Source organism: Okeania sp. SIO2B3 (assembly GCF_010672525.1).
Lineage (GTDB): Bacteria > Cyanobacteriota > Cyanobacteriia > Cyanobacteriales > Microcoleaceae > Okeania.
The window spans coordinates 1-20800 of sequence record NZ_JAAHGH010000058.1; the positions used below are offsets into that span (position 1 = coordinate 1).

Genomic DNA, 20800 nt, shown 5'->3' on the forward strand with positions numbered 1-20800 from the left:
AAGAATTACGGGCAGCAGAAGACCCAGAGTTTGAAACATTTTATACCAAAAACATTTTGTTGAACGAGGGTATCCGAGCATGGATGGCACCTCAAGATCAACCACATCAAAACTTTATATTCCCTGAAGAAGTATTACCTCGTGGTAACGCTCTGTAATTTTATGAAGGTATAGAACTTTCAATTCTTGAATGGCTCCTACAAATTAACAATGTAGGAGCCATTATTTTTGGAAGATTAGGCACTTTTTTCAATTCAGCCTATATATAGCACTTTTTAAGTAAGGGATTAACAGTGGCAGAATAATAATATTCACTCATTGACATACTCCCGACGTTGCGCTAACGCGACAACGCGGGATTCTTCTGTCAGAAAAAAAAGCTGACTGCTGTTTATACAGAGGTGATGTCCTCCCCCTGTGTTTAGAACAATTAAAATCTATTTATTTGTAATTGTCAATAGCTATCAAGGCATATACTACAATATAATCTGTATGCGACAAAGTGAAAATCCCCTCAGAACAACACAGATAACGCCCGGCTTTCCCATACGGCGCTCCCCTCCGGGAGAGCGCGGGACTTCCCGCCGGGGGAGTTAAAATCATGGTTCGATAGTCTATACCTGATAAACCTGCAATGTATTATCTATTTTTGTTTTGAAAAAACTAGCATATTTGGTATTTAAAGAGAGATAATCTCTCAAGCTTTTTTTTGTTATTATCTGTATCTAATACCAAATTCAAGAAAGATTGTTACAGTAAAATATAAATGCTTAACGGAATTGAAAAATCTTCACTTTTTATTTATTATACCTAACACCTTGAATAGCCAATGTAGCAATATTTTTTGAAAATGGTATAAAACTTTTAATTAACTCTTAATTTTTGGTTATTAAGTTATTTAAGTCCTTAACTAATACAAAAAAAATTAACAAGATAATTGCATTCTCAAATTTTTGTGCTACTATACTAATAGTAAAGATTATTGAAAACCGCTTAGGGATATAAGGAGGTGATGCCCATGCAAGATAGTAGTAAACGCTTGGGTCACCAGATTGGAAAATACCAGCTGTGTGCTGGGGCTGGACTTTAGTAGCTAGCTTGTTTCCCCCTCTGGGGAAGTTAAAATTTATTTTAACTAAGCTGTTCTGGGGTTTCTCCCAGCAGTTAGGTTCCAATCAAGGTGACCCGCTAGACCGCTCTTATTGTAAAGTAGTACTGTAGCAAATGCTAAAATACTACATTATGATAAGAGCGGATAGTTTTTGGAGAATTTTATGACTGAATTACTTAGTGCAGAAGAAATTAGTCAACGTAGCAATCAATTATCAGACTGGAAGATAGAAGGAAATAAACTTCAGTGTGTAAAAATATTTAAGAATTTTGTCGAGGCAGTTAGTTTTGTCAATCAATTAGTAAATCCAGCTGAGGCATCACAGCATCATCCTGATATAGAGATATCTTATAATAAAGTAATCATTAATTTAACAACCCATGATGCTGGCGGTTTAACAGAAAAAGACTTTAGCATGGCTAAAGAAATATCTGCTTTAGAATAAGCTAGTTTTCATAGTTTAATATAAATTTAAGATAACCCCTTCATAATCAGGGGGTAAATTGGAAAATAATAAGCTTCAAATAATGTAAAATCCTTGATAAAATGTTAGTTCGCCCCCATTGATTGAGGGGATGCATTGAAGTTAGTCTAGTATGGATTAGCTAACTGAGTACTCATAATAAATTCTCTAATTAAAACTGCAGTTAAATAAACAAAACCTAGAATTTTGATGCCTTTAAATTCAAAATAATTTTCTTTGATTGTTTTACTACCCGAAAGTTAACTATATTAATTTAATTAGTAATTAAGTTTGTTCAGGATAAAGGCTAGTTAATAGCCCGAAATTATGTTCCAACTAAATATTCTCAAGTGGATGCAAGAATCCGCTACCGAGAGCACAGAATTATTGATAGAGCAGCTACTAGATATTGGTGCTGCCCTTTCAGATACTTACGATTTGGGCGATCTTTTACATTTAATTTTATCCAAAAGTCGGGAGATAACTTGTAGTGATGCAGGCAGCGTCTATCTAGTAGAAAAAAAAGGAAATCAACCATCTAGGTTATTGTTCAAGGTAGCGCAAAACGATTCTTTGCCAGACTTTTCTTTCCACGAGCTGGCGATCAATATGACACCGAAAAGCTTGGCCGGATATGTTGCTCTTACAGGTGAAAGTTTAAACTTATCAGATGCCTATAATTTACCTTTAAGTGTACCTTATAAATTTGACAAAAGCTTCGACAAAAATACTGGTTATCGCACCTGTTCTGTGTTAGTTTTACCTATGCAAAATAGGTCTCAAGAAATAATTGGAGTCCTCCAATTAATTAATCGCAAGATTAACTCAAATGCAGTATTAACAGCAAATAATTTTCAAGAATTAATTCAGCCATACTCACAATGGGAAGAACGAATAGTAAGTTCCCTTGCCTCCCAAGCAGCTATATCAATAGAAAGAAATCATTTACAAGAAAATATTGAAAATCTATTTGAGGGTTTTGTCAAAGCATCAGTACAAGCAATAGAAGCTAGAGATCAATGTACTTCAGGTCATTCAGAGCGAGTAGCAAAATTAACAGTAAGCTTGTGTCAAGAAGTTAATACTATTACTAGCGGGCCTTTATGGGGCGTGTCCTTTAACGAGCAGCAAATTAAAGAAGTTCGGTATGCTGCTTTGCTGCATGATTTCGGTAAAATTGGAGTTCCAGAAGCAATATTAACAAAACGTAAAAAACTTTATGAAGAACAATTAGAGCTGATTGAGCAAAGGTTTTCTGTTGCTCGACGTACCTTGGAGATGGAGTATGCTCAAACCAAGTACAAACAGTTACTCGGACATTTATCTGACATATCTCAACAACATACTCAAGAAAATTGTCCTCTATGCCAAAAAATTGAAAATTTGGATTTAGAACTAGAAACAGCGATCGCCAAACTTCATAACTATTGGCAAATAGTATTAACCGCTAACGAGCCAACTATCACAACAGAAGAACCACTGAAACAACTGAAGCAAGTATTGCTTTACACTTACAAAGACATAGATGGTCAAATTAAGTCACTAATTACACCAGAGGAAATGGCTCAACTGGCAGTCCCTCGAGGTAACTTGACTTTTGAAGAAAGAAAAGCTATAGAATCTCATGTAACTCATTCTTACGAATTTCTGAAGAGAATTCCCTGGACAAATAACTTACAGCAAATTCCAGAAATTGCCTATGGACACCATGAAAAATTGGACGGTAGTGGTTATCCCAGGGGACTAAAGCAAAAAGATATTCCTATTCAAGCCCAGATTATGGTTATTGCAGATATATATGATGCTTTAACAGCAGGCGATCGCCCCTACAAAAAAGGTTTGCCTGTAGAAGCGGCTCTGAGAATTATGCGTCGTGAAGCAGACCAGAATAAAATTAATAGCAACTTCTTGGAACTATTTGAACAACGAGAAGTCTTCTCCATACTAGGGCACAGCCTTGATTATTAACGGCAGACCAGCCAAATCAATTAATCAATTTCTTAAATAAGAAAAAGGGTAAACTACAGTCAGAATTAAAGGAGACTAAAAGTAGTAATCGAATCAAAAGATTATCGACAAAAAGAAATTTAAAGATGGATGATTATCTGCAGGCATACTAGCAGGTATATTATTAATCATCTGATAGGGTGGGAGATAGGAATTTTAGCAATAGGAAATAATCCTAACTGGAAACAAGGCATAAATCTTGGCCAAAAAAACAATCAAAATTTTGTTCAAATTCCTTTTTTTAAGTTAATTTAAAAACTTTAATACAAAGCCAAATTAGTAGGAATCAAAGTAATAATTAATGAAGAGAGTTATACTTCAATTGCTAGTTTTTTAGACTGGGACGACTTACCAGTTGATCAAAAAGGTGTCAAACATAGATAAGCGTGGTAAACGAGTGAAAAGAGGACTTGATCAAGCTTCAAATGGTGTCAAATACAATGAAACGTGTCAATGGAAGTTTAAACACCGATACGAAAAGCAGTCCCAAACGCTTTTAGCAATGGGATAGAGGAGCCAGTGCGCCCTTGCGGGTCTCCCGACTTGAAGCAACTGGCGTGGTGTTGTAGTGCCTCCTCCGGAGGAGCTGCGCTAACACCCCGTTAAGGTAACACTTAATTAAAACACTTGTCTAGGAATATTTTTCTATAGATTTAGTAACTATTTAACGAAGTCAGAAGTCAGAAGTCAGAAGTTATAGTCATTCTGGTTTAGATTGAGACGAGTTGTTCTTGCTGTGAAAGGGTTTTATCTGAAAAAGTGCCCCATTCTTATTCAGAAGAACTATATTTTTGTAACAGGGATTTGAGCAAGGCTCCAAAAATATTTGGCCTTAAAAGCCGGAGTTTTAGACCCAATTATTTTGATAAAGTACACTCGAAAAAGCAAAAATTTATACTAGAGACGCAAATATCAAAAATTATTTAGGCCATGATTAACAGATTGACATCCTCCCGACGTTGCGCATGGCGCGACAACGCGGGATTCCTAAACCTCGCGACTCAGGACTTTCTGCTTCCTTTTGACAGAGGAGCTGCGCTAACGTAGCACCTGCCTCCGAGGCCAAACCTCTTTCTGGTCTAAAGGCGCGTTCCACAGACTGACATTGCTAGCCCAGCAGCAAAATTTTAATACTAACACACTATTGGCATGCGCCGCAAAATTGATTGGTTTTCCCATCCCTCCGCTCCCCTAATAGCTGTCGCACTTGCTCCGCCTTTCATGTCGGCGACAGCCGAAACGGGAGAGCGCGGGTCTTTAAGCAACGTTGAGATAAAAAAATTCTGTATAGAGGTTGTTGATAAAAAAAAATTGTGATAACCTTTCTCTCAACTACCTAATATATTTGTGTAGGTAAGCTGGTGGTTTGATAATCCTCAGCTTAAGTTATGTGTAAAAATCTTAGAGTTAAATTAAATTTTTAGTAAGAGTTCAAAGAAAGCTCTGTTTGTGCTATGAGTGAAGTCTAACAGACTTCAAAATTTGTTCATAAGGTTGGGAGTATTGATAAGATTGCCGATCTATCTAATTTTGTTAAGAGCTACCTAGACTCGAATCAAAAATTAGAAATAGGGCGGTAGGGCATTCCGTCCTTAAAGCACGCGCTTGTCCGACGGGGTACCGGGACTGCGAAACGAGAAGCCCACACTATACCGCAAGGTTAGTGTGGGAGTATGTCACACCAGATACAATGCAACTCCTTTTCAGTAATCAAGAAGTTGCAAAGTTCCAACTTTGATGTCGGCAAGGGGTCTCCCGTTAACTTATGTATAACGGGAGGGTAATTGCCGACCAACAAATAAACCGCGTAGCGTCCACTTAGTTTCTTGCATTGTGTGCTTTTTTGTGTTACTGGTGACTATACTCAGGAGTAGCGGTAATACGCACCTGATAACAGCACCCTCGAAAACGACATAGAGTATGGGGTTCAATTGGCGAAGTTAAGCGTCAACCCGTGAAAAGGTAAAACTCTTGAGGGAACTTTCTGCAGTAAAGAATTGTTTAGTACAAAAAGGCGGTGGGTCTCATCGTCTCTGTCTGTGGAGGGTTAAGTGGTTGCACTCCCTTTGAAACAGAAAGCCCGCGTCCGTGAGGTGGGGAAGCCTACATCATAATCGCGAGATTTGATGTAGGAGAACGTCACGGCAAAAGCTATGCTCGCCAATCAAACCTAACTAATAAATATAGTCAAACAGTCTTTCTTGAATCGGTGTGAGGATGAGAGGGAAAATGTCAAAAAAATTCTGGAATTGTTTACTATTTAGTCCAGCAGTCTTAGGAGCAACCCTTGTTGCATCCTCAGCCGCTGTAGCTACTGAAGGTCAATCAGCTAATCTGGTTGCTCAATCTCAAGATACAAGCATAGAAATACAGGGAACTGAACTATTAGCTCAAGTCCCTGGAACAAATTCAGCTAATTCTGTTGCTAATGCACCAGCAACGACTATACGACAAATAAACCGCTACGGAAGAGAAGGACGTAATCTTCGTCAACCAAGTCTTCGTAATCTTAATAGAGGAAGAAGAAAAACAAAGGGTCAAGTTACTTCTGTATCCCAACTTTCTGATGTTCAACCTACAGATTGGGCATTTCAAGCACTACAATCCTTAGTTGAGCGTTATGGATGTATAGTTGGATATCCGGATGGTACTTATAGGGGCAACCGTGCTTTGACCCGTTTTGAATTTGCGGCTGGTGTTAATGCTTGCTTAGATAGAATTACAGAACTATTACAAGCTGCTATAGCAGATACAGTAAGTAGAGAAGACCTGGCAATTTTACAAAGATTACAAGAGGAATTTTCTGCTGAATTAGCTATTTTGCGGGGTCGTGTTGATGCTCTAGAAGCTCGTGCTGCGGAATTAGAGGCCAATCAATTTTCGACAACTACCAAACTTAGAGGTGAGGTAATTTTTGCCTTTGTTGATAACTTTGAAGACCAAGGGCGATACGGAACCTTCAACGATAATACACAAGACGAAGACCAAACAGTATTTCAATACAGGGTACGTTTGGATTTCAACACTAGCTTTTCTGGTGAGGACTTATTATTTACAAGGTTACAAGCAGGTAATGCTCAAGCATTTAACCAGAAGATAGCTGAGGCTGAGGGACAGCAAACTTTTAATGTTCTTAACCTTACAGATGATACGGTTGAGCTAGATAAACTTTTCTATAAATTCCCTGTCAGGGATAACATTAGAGTAACAATAGCTGCTAATAAAGTAAGTTGGTACGATTTTGTTCCTACTCTCAACCCTTACATGGAAGATTATGATGGAGGAAGTGGTTCTTTAAGTGCTTTTGGTCAAAGGAGTCCGATCTATCGTTTAGGGGGAGGTAAAGGACTTGGCGTTGAGTATGATTTTGGTTGCAAAGACCAATATGCTTGTGTTTATAGTCCATTTTCTGTATCTTTTGGTTACTTAGCAGCGGAAGGTGAAGACCCTCGCGAAGGAAGAGGTCTGTTTAATGGAGATTATGCTGCACTGGCACAACTAACCTTTACTCCGATCAAAAATTTCCAAATTGGACTTACTTATAACAAAGGCTATTTTGGACCAGGAAATTTTGGATATGATGATGGTGCAGCTACAGGTCTAGGGGATAATGGCAGTTTAAACAGTGGTTTTGTAGGAACTGGTGTTGCTAATACTATCTTTGGTTTAAATGCTGAACTTAATGACCGCCGACCTGGTTCAGTTAATATTGCCCAGCCAGTTTCGACTAATGCTTATGGTGTACAAATGTCCTGGCGAGCAGCTGATTGGGTAACTATTAATGGCTTTGGTATGTATCTTGATGGGAAGCTGATTGGTTTAGGTGATTTTGAACAATGGAGTTATGGAGCAAATTTAGCTTTCCCCGATCTGTTTAAGGAAGGTAGTTTAGGTGGTATTGTTGTAGGCCGAGAACCTTATATGAATGAACTACAAGTTCCTGGCGGGTTGGCATCGGGATTACGACAAGATATGTCATGGCACATAGAAGCATTCTACAAATATCAAGTTACAGATAATATCTCGATTACTCCTGGTGTGACTGTAATTACAAATGCTAACCAAGATGATGATAATGATGAATTAATTATCGGTACTATCAGAACTACATTCCAGTTCTAGTGATTAGTTGAAGTTATTAGGGTGGGTATTCCACCCTACATATCTTAAAAATTTATTTATTGCAATTTATCTAGGATGATTGACTTCTCTCTCGGTTAAAACACGAGAGATTCTAAGCGGATGTTCCCAATCGGGTTAAAACCACTATTCGGAACCTTTAACGCTTAACTGTCACCGATAACTAGTCGGTGGTGGCAGTCAAAAACCACCTAGACGCTCTAACATACTGACAATTAATGCCATATGCTTTGCGCTTACTTTTCATTATTAACCCTTTCAGAGTGGTTTTACTCAAGTTTGAGCGATAAATCCCTATCTTTGCTGCCTGCTTGTCTGTTGCCTTGGTCTTGGTAGCTACATCGCGTCCTACTAGTTTCCTTCTGACAGGAATTTCACCCCTACTAGCAAAGGTTCATTGGGACAAACCTTGTTCTTACTCCCATGAATATATTATATCATATTTTTGGGATACAGGAGATTAAAATCTCCAGTTTGTTTTCATCCATCGGCTGAAGCCTGATGGCTTTCAACTGCCAAATTGAAGGTAAAGCTAGATAATAATTCTGAGAGTTAAAAATTCTATACTTGAATTATAAAATTATCCTGATAGATATAGCAGAAGAAAGAAGGAAGGATTGAAGTTCTAAGAAGGAAGAAGTTAGTTATATAACAGAGAAGGTGTTTAGTTATCTACAGAAAAAGGAAAAATCTAGCGTTATCTGAGTTTTAAGCTTTTGATATTTCCACACCCTTTGCTTGGACTGCTATAATAATTAATTACTTATTTGAGAACAGATTCCTCTACATTTCTGCTTTCTGTTTATTTTTTTGATAATTATTGCTCTGCTGATGAAATTTAAAAGCATTGACAGATAAAGGTTTTAGAATTTTTTTGTCTAAAAAAGTGCCAGCTTTTCAGCGGAAAGAGCTACATAAAGCTAGTATTTTGGGACGATTATGGCAGAACAATCTTGGGACAATTCTTACTCCTACCTCCTCGCTCTCGACCCTTTTCTCCTGTCTTCCCCTCCTGGGAGGGGCTAGGGGTGGGTTGTCTCCTGTCTCCTATCTCAGACCCCTACTAAAAGACTTTTGAGCGCAAACCCTAATTAACATCAGTGAACTAGATTTATTTTTCACTATTTTTATTGACAGATATTAAATTAGATTTGATGTTGGTTTGAATTCAAAATTTATAAATCTAAAGATTAGCACTACATACTATCCTCTTAAGCACTACTCAAAGAGGCTGTAGAATTACAACTTTTGTCTTGAAAAGCTAGCAAATTATTCAACTAAGTACATGTAATACCAATTTGAAAAAAAAATGTTACGAATAGTAAGAGGAATAAAAAGACAAATGCAGGATATGCTCTTTGACAAAAAGGATGATTTCCGACCTAAAAATGGTTTAAATACCATTCATTCTGACTCCTGACTCCTGACTCCTGACTCCTAAGAAACATCCTAGCTATTTGTAGCAAACATTTATAAATTTGGTATAAATGCTTTGCCAGAAACAGATTTTGCGATTAGTAGTAAGTATACAAATTTATAAATTATTTTAAGTTTTTTTAAGATAGAAGATTGACTCAATAATTAATAAAATAAACAATATACTCAGAAGAACATAAAGAAAAAGAAAAAATATATAAATCTGTAAGATTCAGTACATAAGATATGTAGAAACTCAAGCAATCATAGCTATTGTTGGGTATACTTATCAAAAAAATATAGAAAGTAAGTTAATATAGATTCGTTTTAGACTTTTGGTAATAATGTGAATTCCCGAAAAAGTAGAAAGTATTTTTACAAAAATCAACAATAATTTACTTTAGCTAAAAATAACTTTAAAGTCTAGCAGAAAAAAAATATTTTCTATCAAGTTATAAGTAGCCCCCAGCATACCATTTAAAGGATAAATATATCATGCATATTGCTCATAATATTACTGAATTAGTAGGTCGCACACCTCTAGTACAATTGAATCGTATTCCTCAAGCAGAAGGTTGTGTAGCCAGAATATTAGTAAAGCTAGAAGGAATGAACCCTGCCGCCTCTGTTAAAGACCGCATCGGTGTTAATATGGTTAATTCAGCAGAGCGTGAGGGATTAATTACACCGGGTCAAACAGTATTAGTTGAACCAACATCTGGAAATACAGGCATTGCTTTGGCAATGGTAGCTGCAGCTAGAGGTTACAAGTTAATTTTAACAATGCCAGAAACGATGAGTTTAGAGCGTCGCTCTATGTTACGGGCCTACGGAGCAGAACTGGTTTTGACCCCAGGTAGTGAAGGTATGAAGGGTTGTATTACAAAAGCCCAGGAGATAGTTGAGTCAACGCCTAACGCATATATGTTACAACAGTTCCAGAACCCAGCTAATCCACAAATTCATCGTCAGACTACAGCATTGGAAATATGGGAAGATACAGATGGCCAAGTAGATATTTTAGTGGCAGGTATTGGTACTGGTGGAACCATTACAGGTATTGCAGAGACTATTAAGCAACGAAAGTCTGATTTTCAAGCGATCGCTGTGGAGCCTTCAAATAGTCCAGTCTTATCTGGTGGACAACCTGGACCTCACAAAATTCAGGGAATAGGAGCAGGTTTTGTCCCATCTGTACTGAATCTCAATATCATAGATGAAGTTGTTCAGGTTCCTGATAGTGAAGCAATTACTTATGGTCGTCGTATAGCTAAAGAGGAAGGTATTTTGTCTGGTATTTCTACAGGAGCAGCTCTTTGTGCAGCAATAAAAGTAGGTCAGCGACCAGAAAATCAAGGTAAATTAATAGTAATGATTCAGCCTAGTTTTGGGGAACGTTATTTAAGTACGCCACTGTTTCAAGAGCCAGAACAAACTCTAGCTACAGCAGTTAGCTAGATATATTTAGTTAGCTAAATCTAAGAACCCATTCTTGTCCCCATTGTGGCATTGTAATAAATCGTGACTTCAATGCCGCAATAAATATAAAAAATAGGGCGGTGGGGTATCCCGTCCTTAAAGCTCGTGGAGTCCGACGCAATAGCGGGATCGTGAAACGAGAACCCCGCACTATACCGAATGGTTAGTGTGGGAGTATGTCACTGTGGGACTTACACATTCACGCAATACTAGATTTTTGGCAAATTTAAGTCATCAGGAAAAAGTAACAGGAATACTGAGTTTCTGAATATTAGTTGATTTGATTTTCAGTTTGACAAAATGCCTCAATATACGCGCTCAAAACTATAGTGCTATATATTTGTGTAGTAGTGTTTGATGAGAATAAATGTGTAAGTACCTGACTAATTTGAGATTATTTAAAGGTTTGCAAAGACTAAGTATTTTGATGAGAAAATATAATTAGTCTCCACCTTACGGAAAGTCAAATTTAATCCCAGTTCAAAATTTAGCAAAATTCATATTTATGGGAAGTTAAAGTAGCTGATATAATTTTCTACTCACTATTGCTATCTAGAATCTAAAATATTTATTCTACAATTATAAATTTACAAGGTTTGCTTATTTCATTGGCAAATTATTGGTAACAATGAATAGAATAAGTAATGGAAATGTCAAAATTTGGATTCCATTGTAAATATTGAGTAGAAATAGTTTTATGGTAACTGGTGACTATTACAAAACTTTGAATGTTAATCCTACAGCAACTCAGGGACAAATTAAACAAGCTTATCGTCGTTTAGTTAAGTTATTTCATCCAGATGCTAATACAGAAACAGGAGACCATGAACGTATTATTAGCATTAATCAAGCTTATGAAGTATTAGGCGATCCCCAACTTAGAAAATCTTACGATCAACAATTTAATCAACACGATTGGAAATATACGAATACTCAGCAAAATTACCAGAAGAAAAATCAAAGAGGTAATGATGCAGACGAACATCTACAAAAATGGTTAAATCAGGTTTACAAACCAGTTAACAAAATTCTGATTCAAATATTAAAACCTCTAAAAAAGGAAATTGATTATTTAGCAGCAGATCCATTTGACGACCAACTAATGGAATCTTTTCAAGATTATTTAGAGACTTGTCGGCGTTTGCTTAAAAAGGCTCATAATTTATTTATTTCTCAGCCAAATCCATCTAATTTTGCAGGAGTAGCAGCTCATTTATATTATTGTTTAAATCAAGTTAGTGATGGAATAGAAGATTTAGAATTATTTACTCTAAATTATGATGATTCTTATTTACATACAGGCCAGGAACTATTTAGAATTGCTTCTAGATTACGCCAGGAAGCACAAGCAGGAATAGATGGTATTTTATAACTTTATTTATTTTTGAGGATAGAGTGGAAAATTCATATCAATTTGATCAATATTGACTATACATAATAAAATATTGATTATAATTACTTTATCTTGATAGAAACTGCTATAAATCCTAGATTTCAATATTACTTTTCTTTAGTTAAACGTTCTCTAATTATTGCTCTGCTGATTAAATATAAAAGTCTTGACTGATATTGGTTTTAGGCTTTTTAGGTAGTGCTGAAATACCATATTTTCGCCTAAGAATGCTAAAAAATTGAGTATTTGGGTAAGAATTGGGTAGAGTTGGGCAAGGGATAATTTTTCCTTTGTATGTCTTCTAAAACTCCTGATTCCTCTTGACTCTTAACTACTCCCTACTCCCTACTCTCTACTCCCTGTCAAGCGCAAAAAGACTTTCCATAAGCAAACCCTAATTATCAGATATTTTTGACACAACTAAAGTTAATCATTAGATATTATAGTAAAGCATTACGAAAATTTATCTCTAATTTTAGCCATTTTATAGACTAAAAGTTAGTTTATGGAAATGTCTACTTTTTCCATTTAATATGAAATTCGGTTATACAGTTGTCGCATTCTGTAGTTCCATTCAATGTAGACATAAAATGCTGAAATTGCCCTAGATAATTCTCACTCTTATCCTTCCTTTTTCTTTTCTCCTTTCTCCTGACTACTAACTACTAACTACTGAATTATACCAATTTGAAAAAAGAATGTTACGAATAATAAGGGCAATTAAAATCCTTTACAGGAAATGTCTCTTGGACTAAAAAGATAAATTCCTAAGTTTTTGCCATTGATAGACTAAAAGTTAGTTCTTGGATATGTCTATTCTTTTCATATTTCAAGCCTCTGACTTAAGGTGTTGATAACTGATAACTGATAACTGATAACTGAAATGACTCCTCTTTATTTAAATCCCAAAAAGAGTTTGAATCTGATTTCTAATCCTGGTAAAGGGAGTATTTTCTGAAGAAATATGATCCAGTAATCCTAATTCTTGTAATGCCTGTTGGCGTTCAGAAAGCTTTCGAGAAATATCAGTAGCTAAACTAGGAGATTCTTCTAATAATCTTTGCAAATCATGTTGTTCTATTACAAATAAAATTGAATCTTCAAGAGTTTTTACTGTAGCTGTACGAGGAGAACCCAATAACAAAGACATTTCACCAAAAAATTCTCCTTCGTGAAGAGTCGCAATATATTTACCAGTTTTTTCAGAAATTACCTCAATAGCACCAGAAAGAATAATGTAAAAAGAATCTCCAACATCATTTTCTCTAAATATAATTTGCCCTTGAGGAAATAACTGTCTATAACCATATTCTATTAATTTTCTGAGTTTTAAATCAGTAAGACTTTCAAAATAAGTGACTCTTCTCAGGAGGTCTCGCAAAGTCCAATTATTTGGTGATTTTAATGCTGATTTTTTAGTTTTAGGTTGAATACTACTCTGTTTTTGCTCAGAAGAAACACCATTTTGGGAAAAAACTTTACTTTCGCTAGTATTTGTAACAATACTACTGTTAAATAAGGTACTTAAATCTTGTGGATTTTTTAACCATAAATCTCTCTGAGGAAAGGGAATAACTATATCCTGCTGAGTCAATTCATGCTCAATTAAAAAATTCAAAGAACTTTGAATTATATCGCTATCTTGAGGATGGTCAATCCAAACTAATAACTCAAAATCTAAAGAACTATCACCAAAACCTTTAAACCATACTTTAGGAGAAGGACGGTTTAATACACTTGTTTCTGCCCGAGCAGCAGCTAATAATGCTTCCGTTACTAACAGTGGATCACTACCATAAGCAACTCCAACTGGCATATGAAGACGACTTTTAGGATCTTTATAACTCCAGTTAATAATATTATTTTCTACAAATTTTATATTAGGTACAATTACAAATATTCCGTCAAGAGTACGTACAATTGTAGATCTAATAGAAATATTTTCTACTGTTCCTAATAAATTGTCTACTTCTATAAAATCTCCTACCTTAATAGGTTGTTCAAATAAAAGTGTTAAACCACTAATAAAGTTACTAGCAAGATTTTGTAATCCAAAGCCAATTCCAATACCTAAAACTCCTGCTAAAACTGTAATAGTTCTCAGATCTATACCAGCTCTTTGTAAAACAATTAAAATCCCTAAAGTGGCGAGTATATAGATAATAACTGAGGCGATCGCTTCTCGATTACCTCGGTCTAAACCCATACGAGTTAGTAGTAATCTCTTGATTCCTTCTCCAATAGTACGAGCAATAATTAAGACTGCTACAGCTAATAGAATTAGTCTGACAATAGCGCTTATAGAAAGATGATTATCTCCAATATAAAAAAGTGGAGTTGTTAATGCTCTAGATAAGTTTTGAAACCATTGTTTCCCTTGTAAAAAAAACCAATTCATACTTGTTGTAAAACGATTTTTACTTTTAGATTAAAATTTTATAGCAGTTGGCTGATTTATATAAGTATATATATCTCGGGTTTTGGAGAACGGGGACTAGAGTGGTTTTTAGTATTTCATCTATATAAATCAATTCTAGAAAATTAAGTGAATCAAAATTTTTAATTATTATTCCAATCAAACCATTGGAATTTAGTAAATAATAGTTATATAGGAGTTATATAGGAGTTATATAGGAGTAAATACAAGAATAGAGTATAGTATTTTTAGTTTGGATAAAGTAGAAAATTTGAGGTTGTATTGAACAGGAAATTTGGAAAAGTTGAATCCACTTCACACTTCTTGGAAAATCTTGTAGATTTTTTTTCTGTATGTATATTTTATACTATGAAAAATTCTCTATCAAATAAATTTGAAAATGCCAATCAACTACCTTATATTCGTGATATATACCAAGTAGTAATAATATGGTTTTAATGATGTTCTATCAATTAAGTTCATATTTCACTTATCTACCCTAGTTAAGTAAGCATTTCCTGCGGAATGCTGCACAAACAGTTATTAGCTATCAGCTCTCAGCAAAAGGAGAGGGTTCAAATAAATATAGACTTGAAAGCCAGTTTTTGTATAAGCGTTTCCTGCGGAATGCTGCGCAAACAGCTATTAGCTGTCAGCTAGCCTCCTGCGGAGGAACTGCGGACTTCAGCAACAAGACTCTCTCCTTGAGGAGAGTGTTTAAATTAATTAGGACTTACGCAGAGACTCTACTTATGGCGAGGGCGCAATTCGGAGCTTGGCGTTAGCCAATGCCATTCGCCCCCTACAGATGGTGGTTTAAAGGTCAATTTACGTAAGTCCTGTTAATATAGACTTTAAGGGTAAGGGAGCCAACTGTTGTAGTAAAACAATTAATAAAGTTTTTATCGTAATACCATTTCTCTGTAAAGATGCGCTTAATAATTATTGCTCAGACCTTATTAAACTGACTATTCTCATCTTGATATTAAGTGCAAATTCATGGAAAAATGGTATAAACTAAAAGCAATAGCTGATGGCTGATAGCTGACGGCTGTTTGCGCAGCATGACAAACGGAAATGCTTACGTTTTTGTAGTAAGATTTAATTCTGACTAAATCAGTAAAGCTTTTATCTAAAACTAAAATCAATAGCTGATGGCTGACGGCTGTTTGCGCAGCATGACAAACGGAAATACTTACCTCGTTAAGGTAGAGCTTCTATAATATAAAGGAAGAAAAAACAAAAACATTTTTTTTAATTCCCCACTTATATTAAACCATTGAAATAGCATCAATAAGTTATTAAACATTTAAGGCTTTTAAACTGAGCTTAAAATAGGAACGAGAGTTTTAAATATTGATTAATTTTTTCCTTTTTCCATCCAGATTTTTCTTTGTCTTTAGTTCTTTGACAATATATTATAGCAAATCCTGTTTTTAAAACCCTTTTTTAAATATTGACTAAATCTATATTATATCAAAGTTATATCAAGGAGTTAGGCTATAAAAATAAAAGACCTATGATAACCGGATTCGATATTATAGCAAAAAGTTTGCTACAAATTTCTAGGATAGCCATCGGATTGATGACATACATAAATAGGAATTTGGAATGTATGGCTTAACTATATTTTTTTTAATAGACCTCTGTGGAAAAGAGGGAGTAGGGAGTCGGGAGTAGGGGAAAAGAATTGATGATTTTTACGCGATAATTTATTTGATTTTTGATGATCGCCAGATGTCTAATATTTATTATCTGTTTTTTTCTATACCGTAGCTCTTTTAATTTCTTAGTAATAATAGGGAGGGTTGATTTTTAGTCTCATAAACATCTTTGAAAAGTACTTTGAGCGCTTCAGAGTATTTGTGGCATTATTTAAATTGATCTTAAGCTCTAGTTACCGAATAATTAATAATTAATAATTAATAATTAAATAATTCTGGTTTAAAGCCTCCTCTTTTAAAGGGAAAAAAGCGGTCGTTTGCTTTTGCTTCGCAAAACTGGCGTAACGCAACGCTGACGCGAAACGCGACAGCGGAACGGAGTTCTATCTTCGCAGCTTCCCGTAGGGTGGGATGGCTCCGAAACCTGCGCCATATCCATGAGACCAAGAGAAGAAATAATATTTTCTTATCTTCAATTCCGTAACGGTTTTAACCAGAGGTAATTATCAATTATCAATTATCCATTATCCATTATCCATTAATGAACTGTTCCCTCACAGGAGTGCTCTCCCAGATGCGTCTGTCGCCCCCCTTGGGGTCCCATCGGTCCCTGTTCCCTTACAACCCAAATTTACTGTCAAATACTAAAAGACCTGCTGCTATAGATAAAATTTAAGTATTAGCCAGGAAAAAATTACCTGGCTAAACTAATAAAAAAGTATCCTTTAATTTAAATTACTTTAAAATTGTTTTAGAAACAATTCTAGTTTTTTTCCTATCTGCTTCAGAAAGTTCTTCTCCATCTTGTAAACGAGTAGCACTGGTTTGTAAAACAGTTGCTGCCCCTGTATCTCCCATTTGTAATGCTGTTTTAGCAGCCGTTTGTAACATCGTAGCAGCACCCGAACGATCGCCTTGCTGCAATTTTGTTTCAGCTATTTGAGTTTGCCTATATTTTGCTAAAGCTAAAATATGATTTTGTACTTCAGAATTAATTTGAGGCTGATATTTTTGCATAACATTAGCTTCAACTAATATCGGTTCAGAAAGTAAATCTTCCTTACTTTGAGCAGGGTCATCATAACGAATTTGTAATTGAGCGATCGCTTGTTTTCCTTCAGGTAATTGCCCAATATAAAGATTAACTAGAACTACTCTTTCTACATCTTTCATTAAATCTCCCAGTCTGACCATAAAGCGGTCGTTCTCTTTTTGTACAGGCAATTCAATAGTATCTGGTGCTACTTGTGCAATAGGTTTAAGTTCTGCTAATCTAACTCTAGGCATCAAAGATAATCGCAAATAAGAATTAGTAAGTCCCACAGATTGAATTCGATTAAATAGTCTACCAAATTCCTCTATTGCCTGTTCTGGACGTTGAATATAAGCAAGAGTCCCCCCACCCGCATCAGCTATTTTTTCCAGAACATCTTGATTCCAATCATCACCAAACCCCAGGGAATTTAGAGTCATACTATAATCAGTAGCCAACTTTGCTAATTTGAGACAACGGTCATTATCCCCATGTTCATTTTCCCCATCAGTTAATATAAAAGCCTGGGAAATAGAATCTTTTTGGCCTTTATCTAACTCTTCTATTCCTAACTTCAAACCCTCATCAATAGCTGTACCACCAGAGGATCTTAATTTGTTAATCTCACGCTTAATATTAGCAGGGTCATTAATAATTTGATTAGAAACAATCACTTTAGCTCTATGGTCAAAAGCCACAACTGAAAGGCGATCGCCCTCCTTCAATTTATCTACAAGTTGTCCTGCTGCTTGTTTGACAGTTTCCAGCGGTCTTCCTTCCATAGAACCACTATGGTCTAAAATCAAACATAGGTTTAGTGGTACAGTTCTTTCTAGCTCATCAGCTAGAGCCGAAATAGATATGGCCAGTTGACGTTGAGATGAAGATTGAGTGGCATCAATATTGGTATCGTTAAGAACCGAATGTAGATTAACTTTCATAAATATACTAGAAATTTTACTACTACTTATTTAAGAGTATCTCCACAAATATAGGGAAAAATTTCGATATGAATACATAAAAATTAGGTTTCTTAATAAAGTTAATGATGAGGGAATTTATATCTAGACAAAAACCCCAATTTCTGCTAACTATATTACTAAACTAATATAATTAATGGTAAATACGCCATTTTTGCCAAATAATTATAGTAAGATCCACACCTAGACAAAAAAACTTATTTTTGGTACTAATATTTCAGAATATTATAACTGAATTATAAGACCATGACTAATATCAATTATACCCGCTACAATAACTCTACAACACGCTAACATAATTTAAAGATAGTACAATCATTGTTAGGAATTATCTAATGAACTCACAAATAAAAGCAGTTCAAGCAGGGAGTTACTACGGAGACACCTCTTTTCGGACACCACCCCCTGATTTAGAATCTTTAATGTTAAAAGAACGAATCGTTTATTTAGGGTTACCACTATTTTCATCAGATGAAGTAAAAAGAAATGTAGGTATTGATGTTACCCAGTTAATTATTGCTCAACTACTTTATCTACAATTTGATAATCCAGAAAAACCAATTTATTTTTATATCAATTCTACTGGTACTTCTTGGTATACAGGAGACGCAATTGGTTTTGAAACAGAAGCATTTGCTATTTGTGACACCATGAGTTACGTTAAACCACCAATTCATACAATATGTATTGGTCAAGCTATGGGTACAGCAGCAATGATTTTGTCGGCAGGAACAAAAGGATATAGGGCAAGTTTACCTCATGCTACCATAGTTCTTAATCAAGCTAAAACAGGAGCTAGAGGTCAAGCAACAGATATTTCAATTAGAGCAAAAGAAGTTTTAGCTAATAAGACAACTTTTTTAAATATTCTTTCTAAAAATACGGGTCAATCAATAGAAAAGATTGCTAAAGATACAGATAGAATGCTCTATATGACACCCGAAATAGCTAAAGAATATGGTCTAATAGACCAAGTTTTAGCAAGTAGAAAAGAACTACCAAAACCACTACCTGCTGCTGTTTAAATTCTCAATAAAATCAAAAAATCAAAGGTCAAAATATTATGCCTATAGGTGTTCCTAGTGTTCCTTATCGTCTTCCTGGCAGTCAGTATGAGAGATGGATAGATATCTACACCCGTCTCGGTCAGGAAAGAATTATTTTTCTCGGTCAAGAAGTTACAGATGGGCTAGCTAATAGAATTGTAGCCTATATGTTGTATCTAGATTCTGATGACCCAAATAAGCCCATTTATCTTTATATCAACTCTCCTGGTGGTTCTGTAACTGCAGGTTTGGCCATATACGATACAATGAAGTACATCAAATCAGATGTAATTACTATCTGCTTAGGTTTAGCTGCTTCTATGGGTTCTTTTCTATTAGCTGCTGGTACGAAAGGTAAAAGATTAGCTTTGCCTAATTCTAGAATTATGATTCACCAACCAATGGGCGGTACTCGTGGCCAAGCAACAGATATTGAAATAGAAGCTAAGGAAATTTTGCGTGTTAGATCGCAGTTAAATAATATGCTCGTAGAATGCACGGGTCAATCTTTAGAAAAGATAGAAAAAGATACCGATAGAGACTATTTTATGTCTGCTGAAGAAGCAAAAGAATATGGTCTAATTGACCAAGTAATTGATGAACGTCAAAACTAAAAACTATAGCTAAAAGTTAGTAGTTAGTAGTGGCGTGACATACCTAAAATGTTGGAATAGTAGGGGCGAGTTCCACGTTAAATTAATGAACCTTAACAAATAAGATTAACCCGCCCCCACCACAATAATCTAAAGCACAAAATTAGGTATGTCATTCCAGTAGGGTGAATTAAGTAGGTAGGCAAAATAAATTGAACAAAGATTTGTCTAAATTCTTGAGAATTCCCAAAATTAATGTGTAATTGATTTGACGCAACTACTTAATATTCACCCTACTTTAATTATCTGTAAATAAAGATATGGATATAGCAGATTATTATCGACAATTAGAGTTAAATATAGGAGCTAGTTTAGGAGAAGTTAAGGCCTCTTATCGACGACTAGCACGGCTATATCATCCAGATGTTAACCCCGACCGCCAGGCTAAAGATAAATTTATTGCAGTTACAGAAGCTTACAAAATTTTGCTGAAAATTGCTCCTTCTCAAACAGAATTACCATACAATTCTACTGTCAAACCAACAAAAAATAATTCAAAACCAGAAACTAAATCTCCACAAACTTCACCCTCAAAGTCAACAAAAGTTAAAGTAACTCGTAAACAGAATCAATATAAAAGTCAATCCCACTTATCAGAAGCAGAAAAACAACTTAAGCAAAATTATTATTTACATTTACAGCAATTATTAAAATATAAAAGATATCCTCGAGCGATCGCTCTAGTAGAAGGTTTGGCTCAAAGAATGCCTCAAGATTGGGAAGTACGACAATGGCAAGCGATCGCCTATCAACGTTGGGCACGTCACCTCATTGGAGAAGGACAACTGGATAAAGCTAGAAACTATTTAAAGAAAGCACTCAAAACAGATCCCCACAACCGTGCCCTCTGGTCTGAGGTAGAACGTGATTTTCGTCAATTAGAAAAAATTTATTAATTATTTGTATATTCGACCAATCGTTGTATAATATACCAAGTTTTTGGGCTAGAAATATAAGCACACATTACAGTAATGTTAAAGAATTACCATATAATGGAAT

Annotated in this window: 11 protein-coding genes and 1 pseudogene; 10 read left to right on the top strand and 2 right to left on the bottom strand. The window is 35.4% G+C overall.

All coding sequences use genetic code 11. The annotated features are described in order from the left end of the window. The 7 genes and pseudogenes from F6K15_RS25885 to F6K15_RS25915 all read left to right on the top strand — a co-directional run. Positions 1-158, top strand: a pseudogene (locus F6K15_RS25885) (photosystem II protein D2); the annotation flags it as partial. A 1116-nt stretch (positions 159-1274) separates the two neighbouring features. Further along, positions 1275-1556: a 4a-hydroxytetrahydrobiopterin dehydratase gene (locus tag F6K15_RS25890; protein WP_293066270.1), complete on the top strand. Its 282-nt coding sequence runs from the start codon at positions 1275-1277 to the stop codon at positions 1554-1556. Positions 1557-1901: 345 nt separating this feature from the next. Next, positions 1902-3542, top strand: coding sequence for an HD domain-containing phosphohydrolase (locus F6K15_RS25895; RefSeq protein WP_293066272.1), 1641 nt, complete (start codon positions 1902-1904; stop codon positions 3540-3542). Positions 3543-5810: 2268 nt separating this feature from the next. Beyond that, entirely contained in the window at positions 5811-7703 is a 1893-nt protein-coding gene (locus tag F6K15_RS25900) for an iron uptake porin (protein WP_293066274.1), read from the top strand. Positions 7704-9632: 1929 nt separating this feature from the next. Continuing rightward, positions 9633-10595: a cysteine synthase A gene (gene cysK, locus F6K15_RS25905; protein WP_293066277.1), complete on the top strand. Its 963-nt coding sequence runs from the start codon at positions 9633-9635 to the stop codon at positions 10593-10595. 56 nt (positions 10596-10651) lie between these two features. Beyond that, complete coding sequence (locus F6K15_RS25910) at positions 10652-10783, top strand: hypothetical protein (protein WP_363268735.1); 132 nt, start codon at positions 10652-10654, stop codon at positions 10781-10783. A gap of 530 nt (positions 10784-11313) precedes the next feature. Beyond that, positions 11314-11988 carry a J domain-containing protein gene (locus F6K15_RS25915; protein WP_293066280.1) on the top strand — a complete coding sequence of 225 codons (675 nt, stop codon included), beginning with the start codon at positions 11314-11316 and terminating at the stop codon, positions 11986-11988. A 919-nt stretch (positions 11989-12907) separates the two neighbouring features. Here the strand turns inward: F6K15_RS25915 and F6K15_RS25920 are convergent. Both F6K15_RS25920 and F6K15_RS25925 read right to left on the bottom strand, forming a co-directional pair. Next, the gene (locus F6K15_RS25920; protein ID WP_293066282.1) at positions 12908-14407 is read right to left on the bottom strand and encodes a cyclic nucleotide-binding domain-containing protein; all 1500 of its coding nucleotides are present in this window, start codon (positions 14405-14407) and stop codon (positions 12908-12910) included. 2417 nt (positions 14408-16824) lie between these two features. Then, positions 16825-18063, bottom strand: coding sequence for a VWA domain-containing protein (locus F6K15_RS25925; protein ID WP_293066285.1), 1239 nt, complete (start codon positions 18061-18063; stop codon positions 16825-16827). A gap of 374 nt (positions 18064-18437) precedes the next feature. On the opposite strand from F6K15_RS25925, the gene F6K15_RS25930 reads away from it, so the two are divergent. The 3 genes from F6K15_RS25930 (at position 18438) to F6K15_RS25940 (ending at position 20697) form a co-directional block, all read left to right on the top strand. After that, on the top strand, positions 18438-19127 hold the full coding sequence (locus tag F6K15_RS25930; RefSeq protein WP_202218960.1) for an ATP-dependent Clp protease proteolytic subunit: 690 nt from the start codon (positions 18438-18440) through the stop codon (positions 19125-19127). Between the two features lie 38 nt (positions 19128-19165). Next, positions 19166-19762, top strand: a complete 597-nt coding sequence (locus tag F6K15_RS25935) for an ATP-dependent Clp protease proteolytic subunit (protein ID WP_124144675.1) — start codon at positions 19166-19168, stop codon at positions 19760-19762. Positions 19763-20061: 299 nt separating this feature from the next. Further along, the gene (locus F6K15_RS25940; RefSeq protein ID WP_293066297.1) at positions 20062-20697 is read left to right on the top strand and encodes a DnaJ domain-containing protein; all 636 of its coding nucleotides are present in this window, start codon (positions 20062-20064) and stop codon (positions 20695-20697) included. Positions 20698-20800 lie beyond the last annotated feature (103 nt).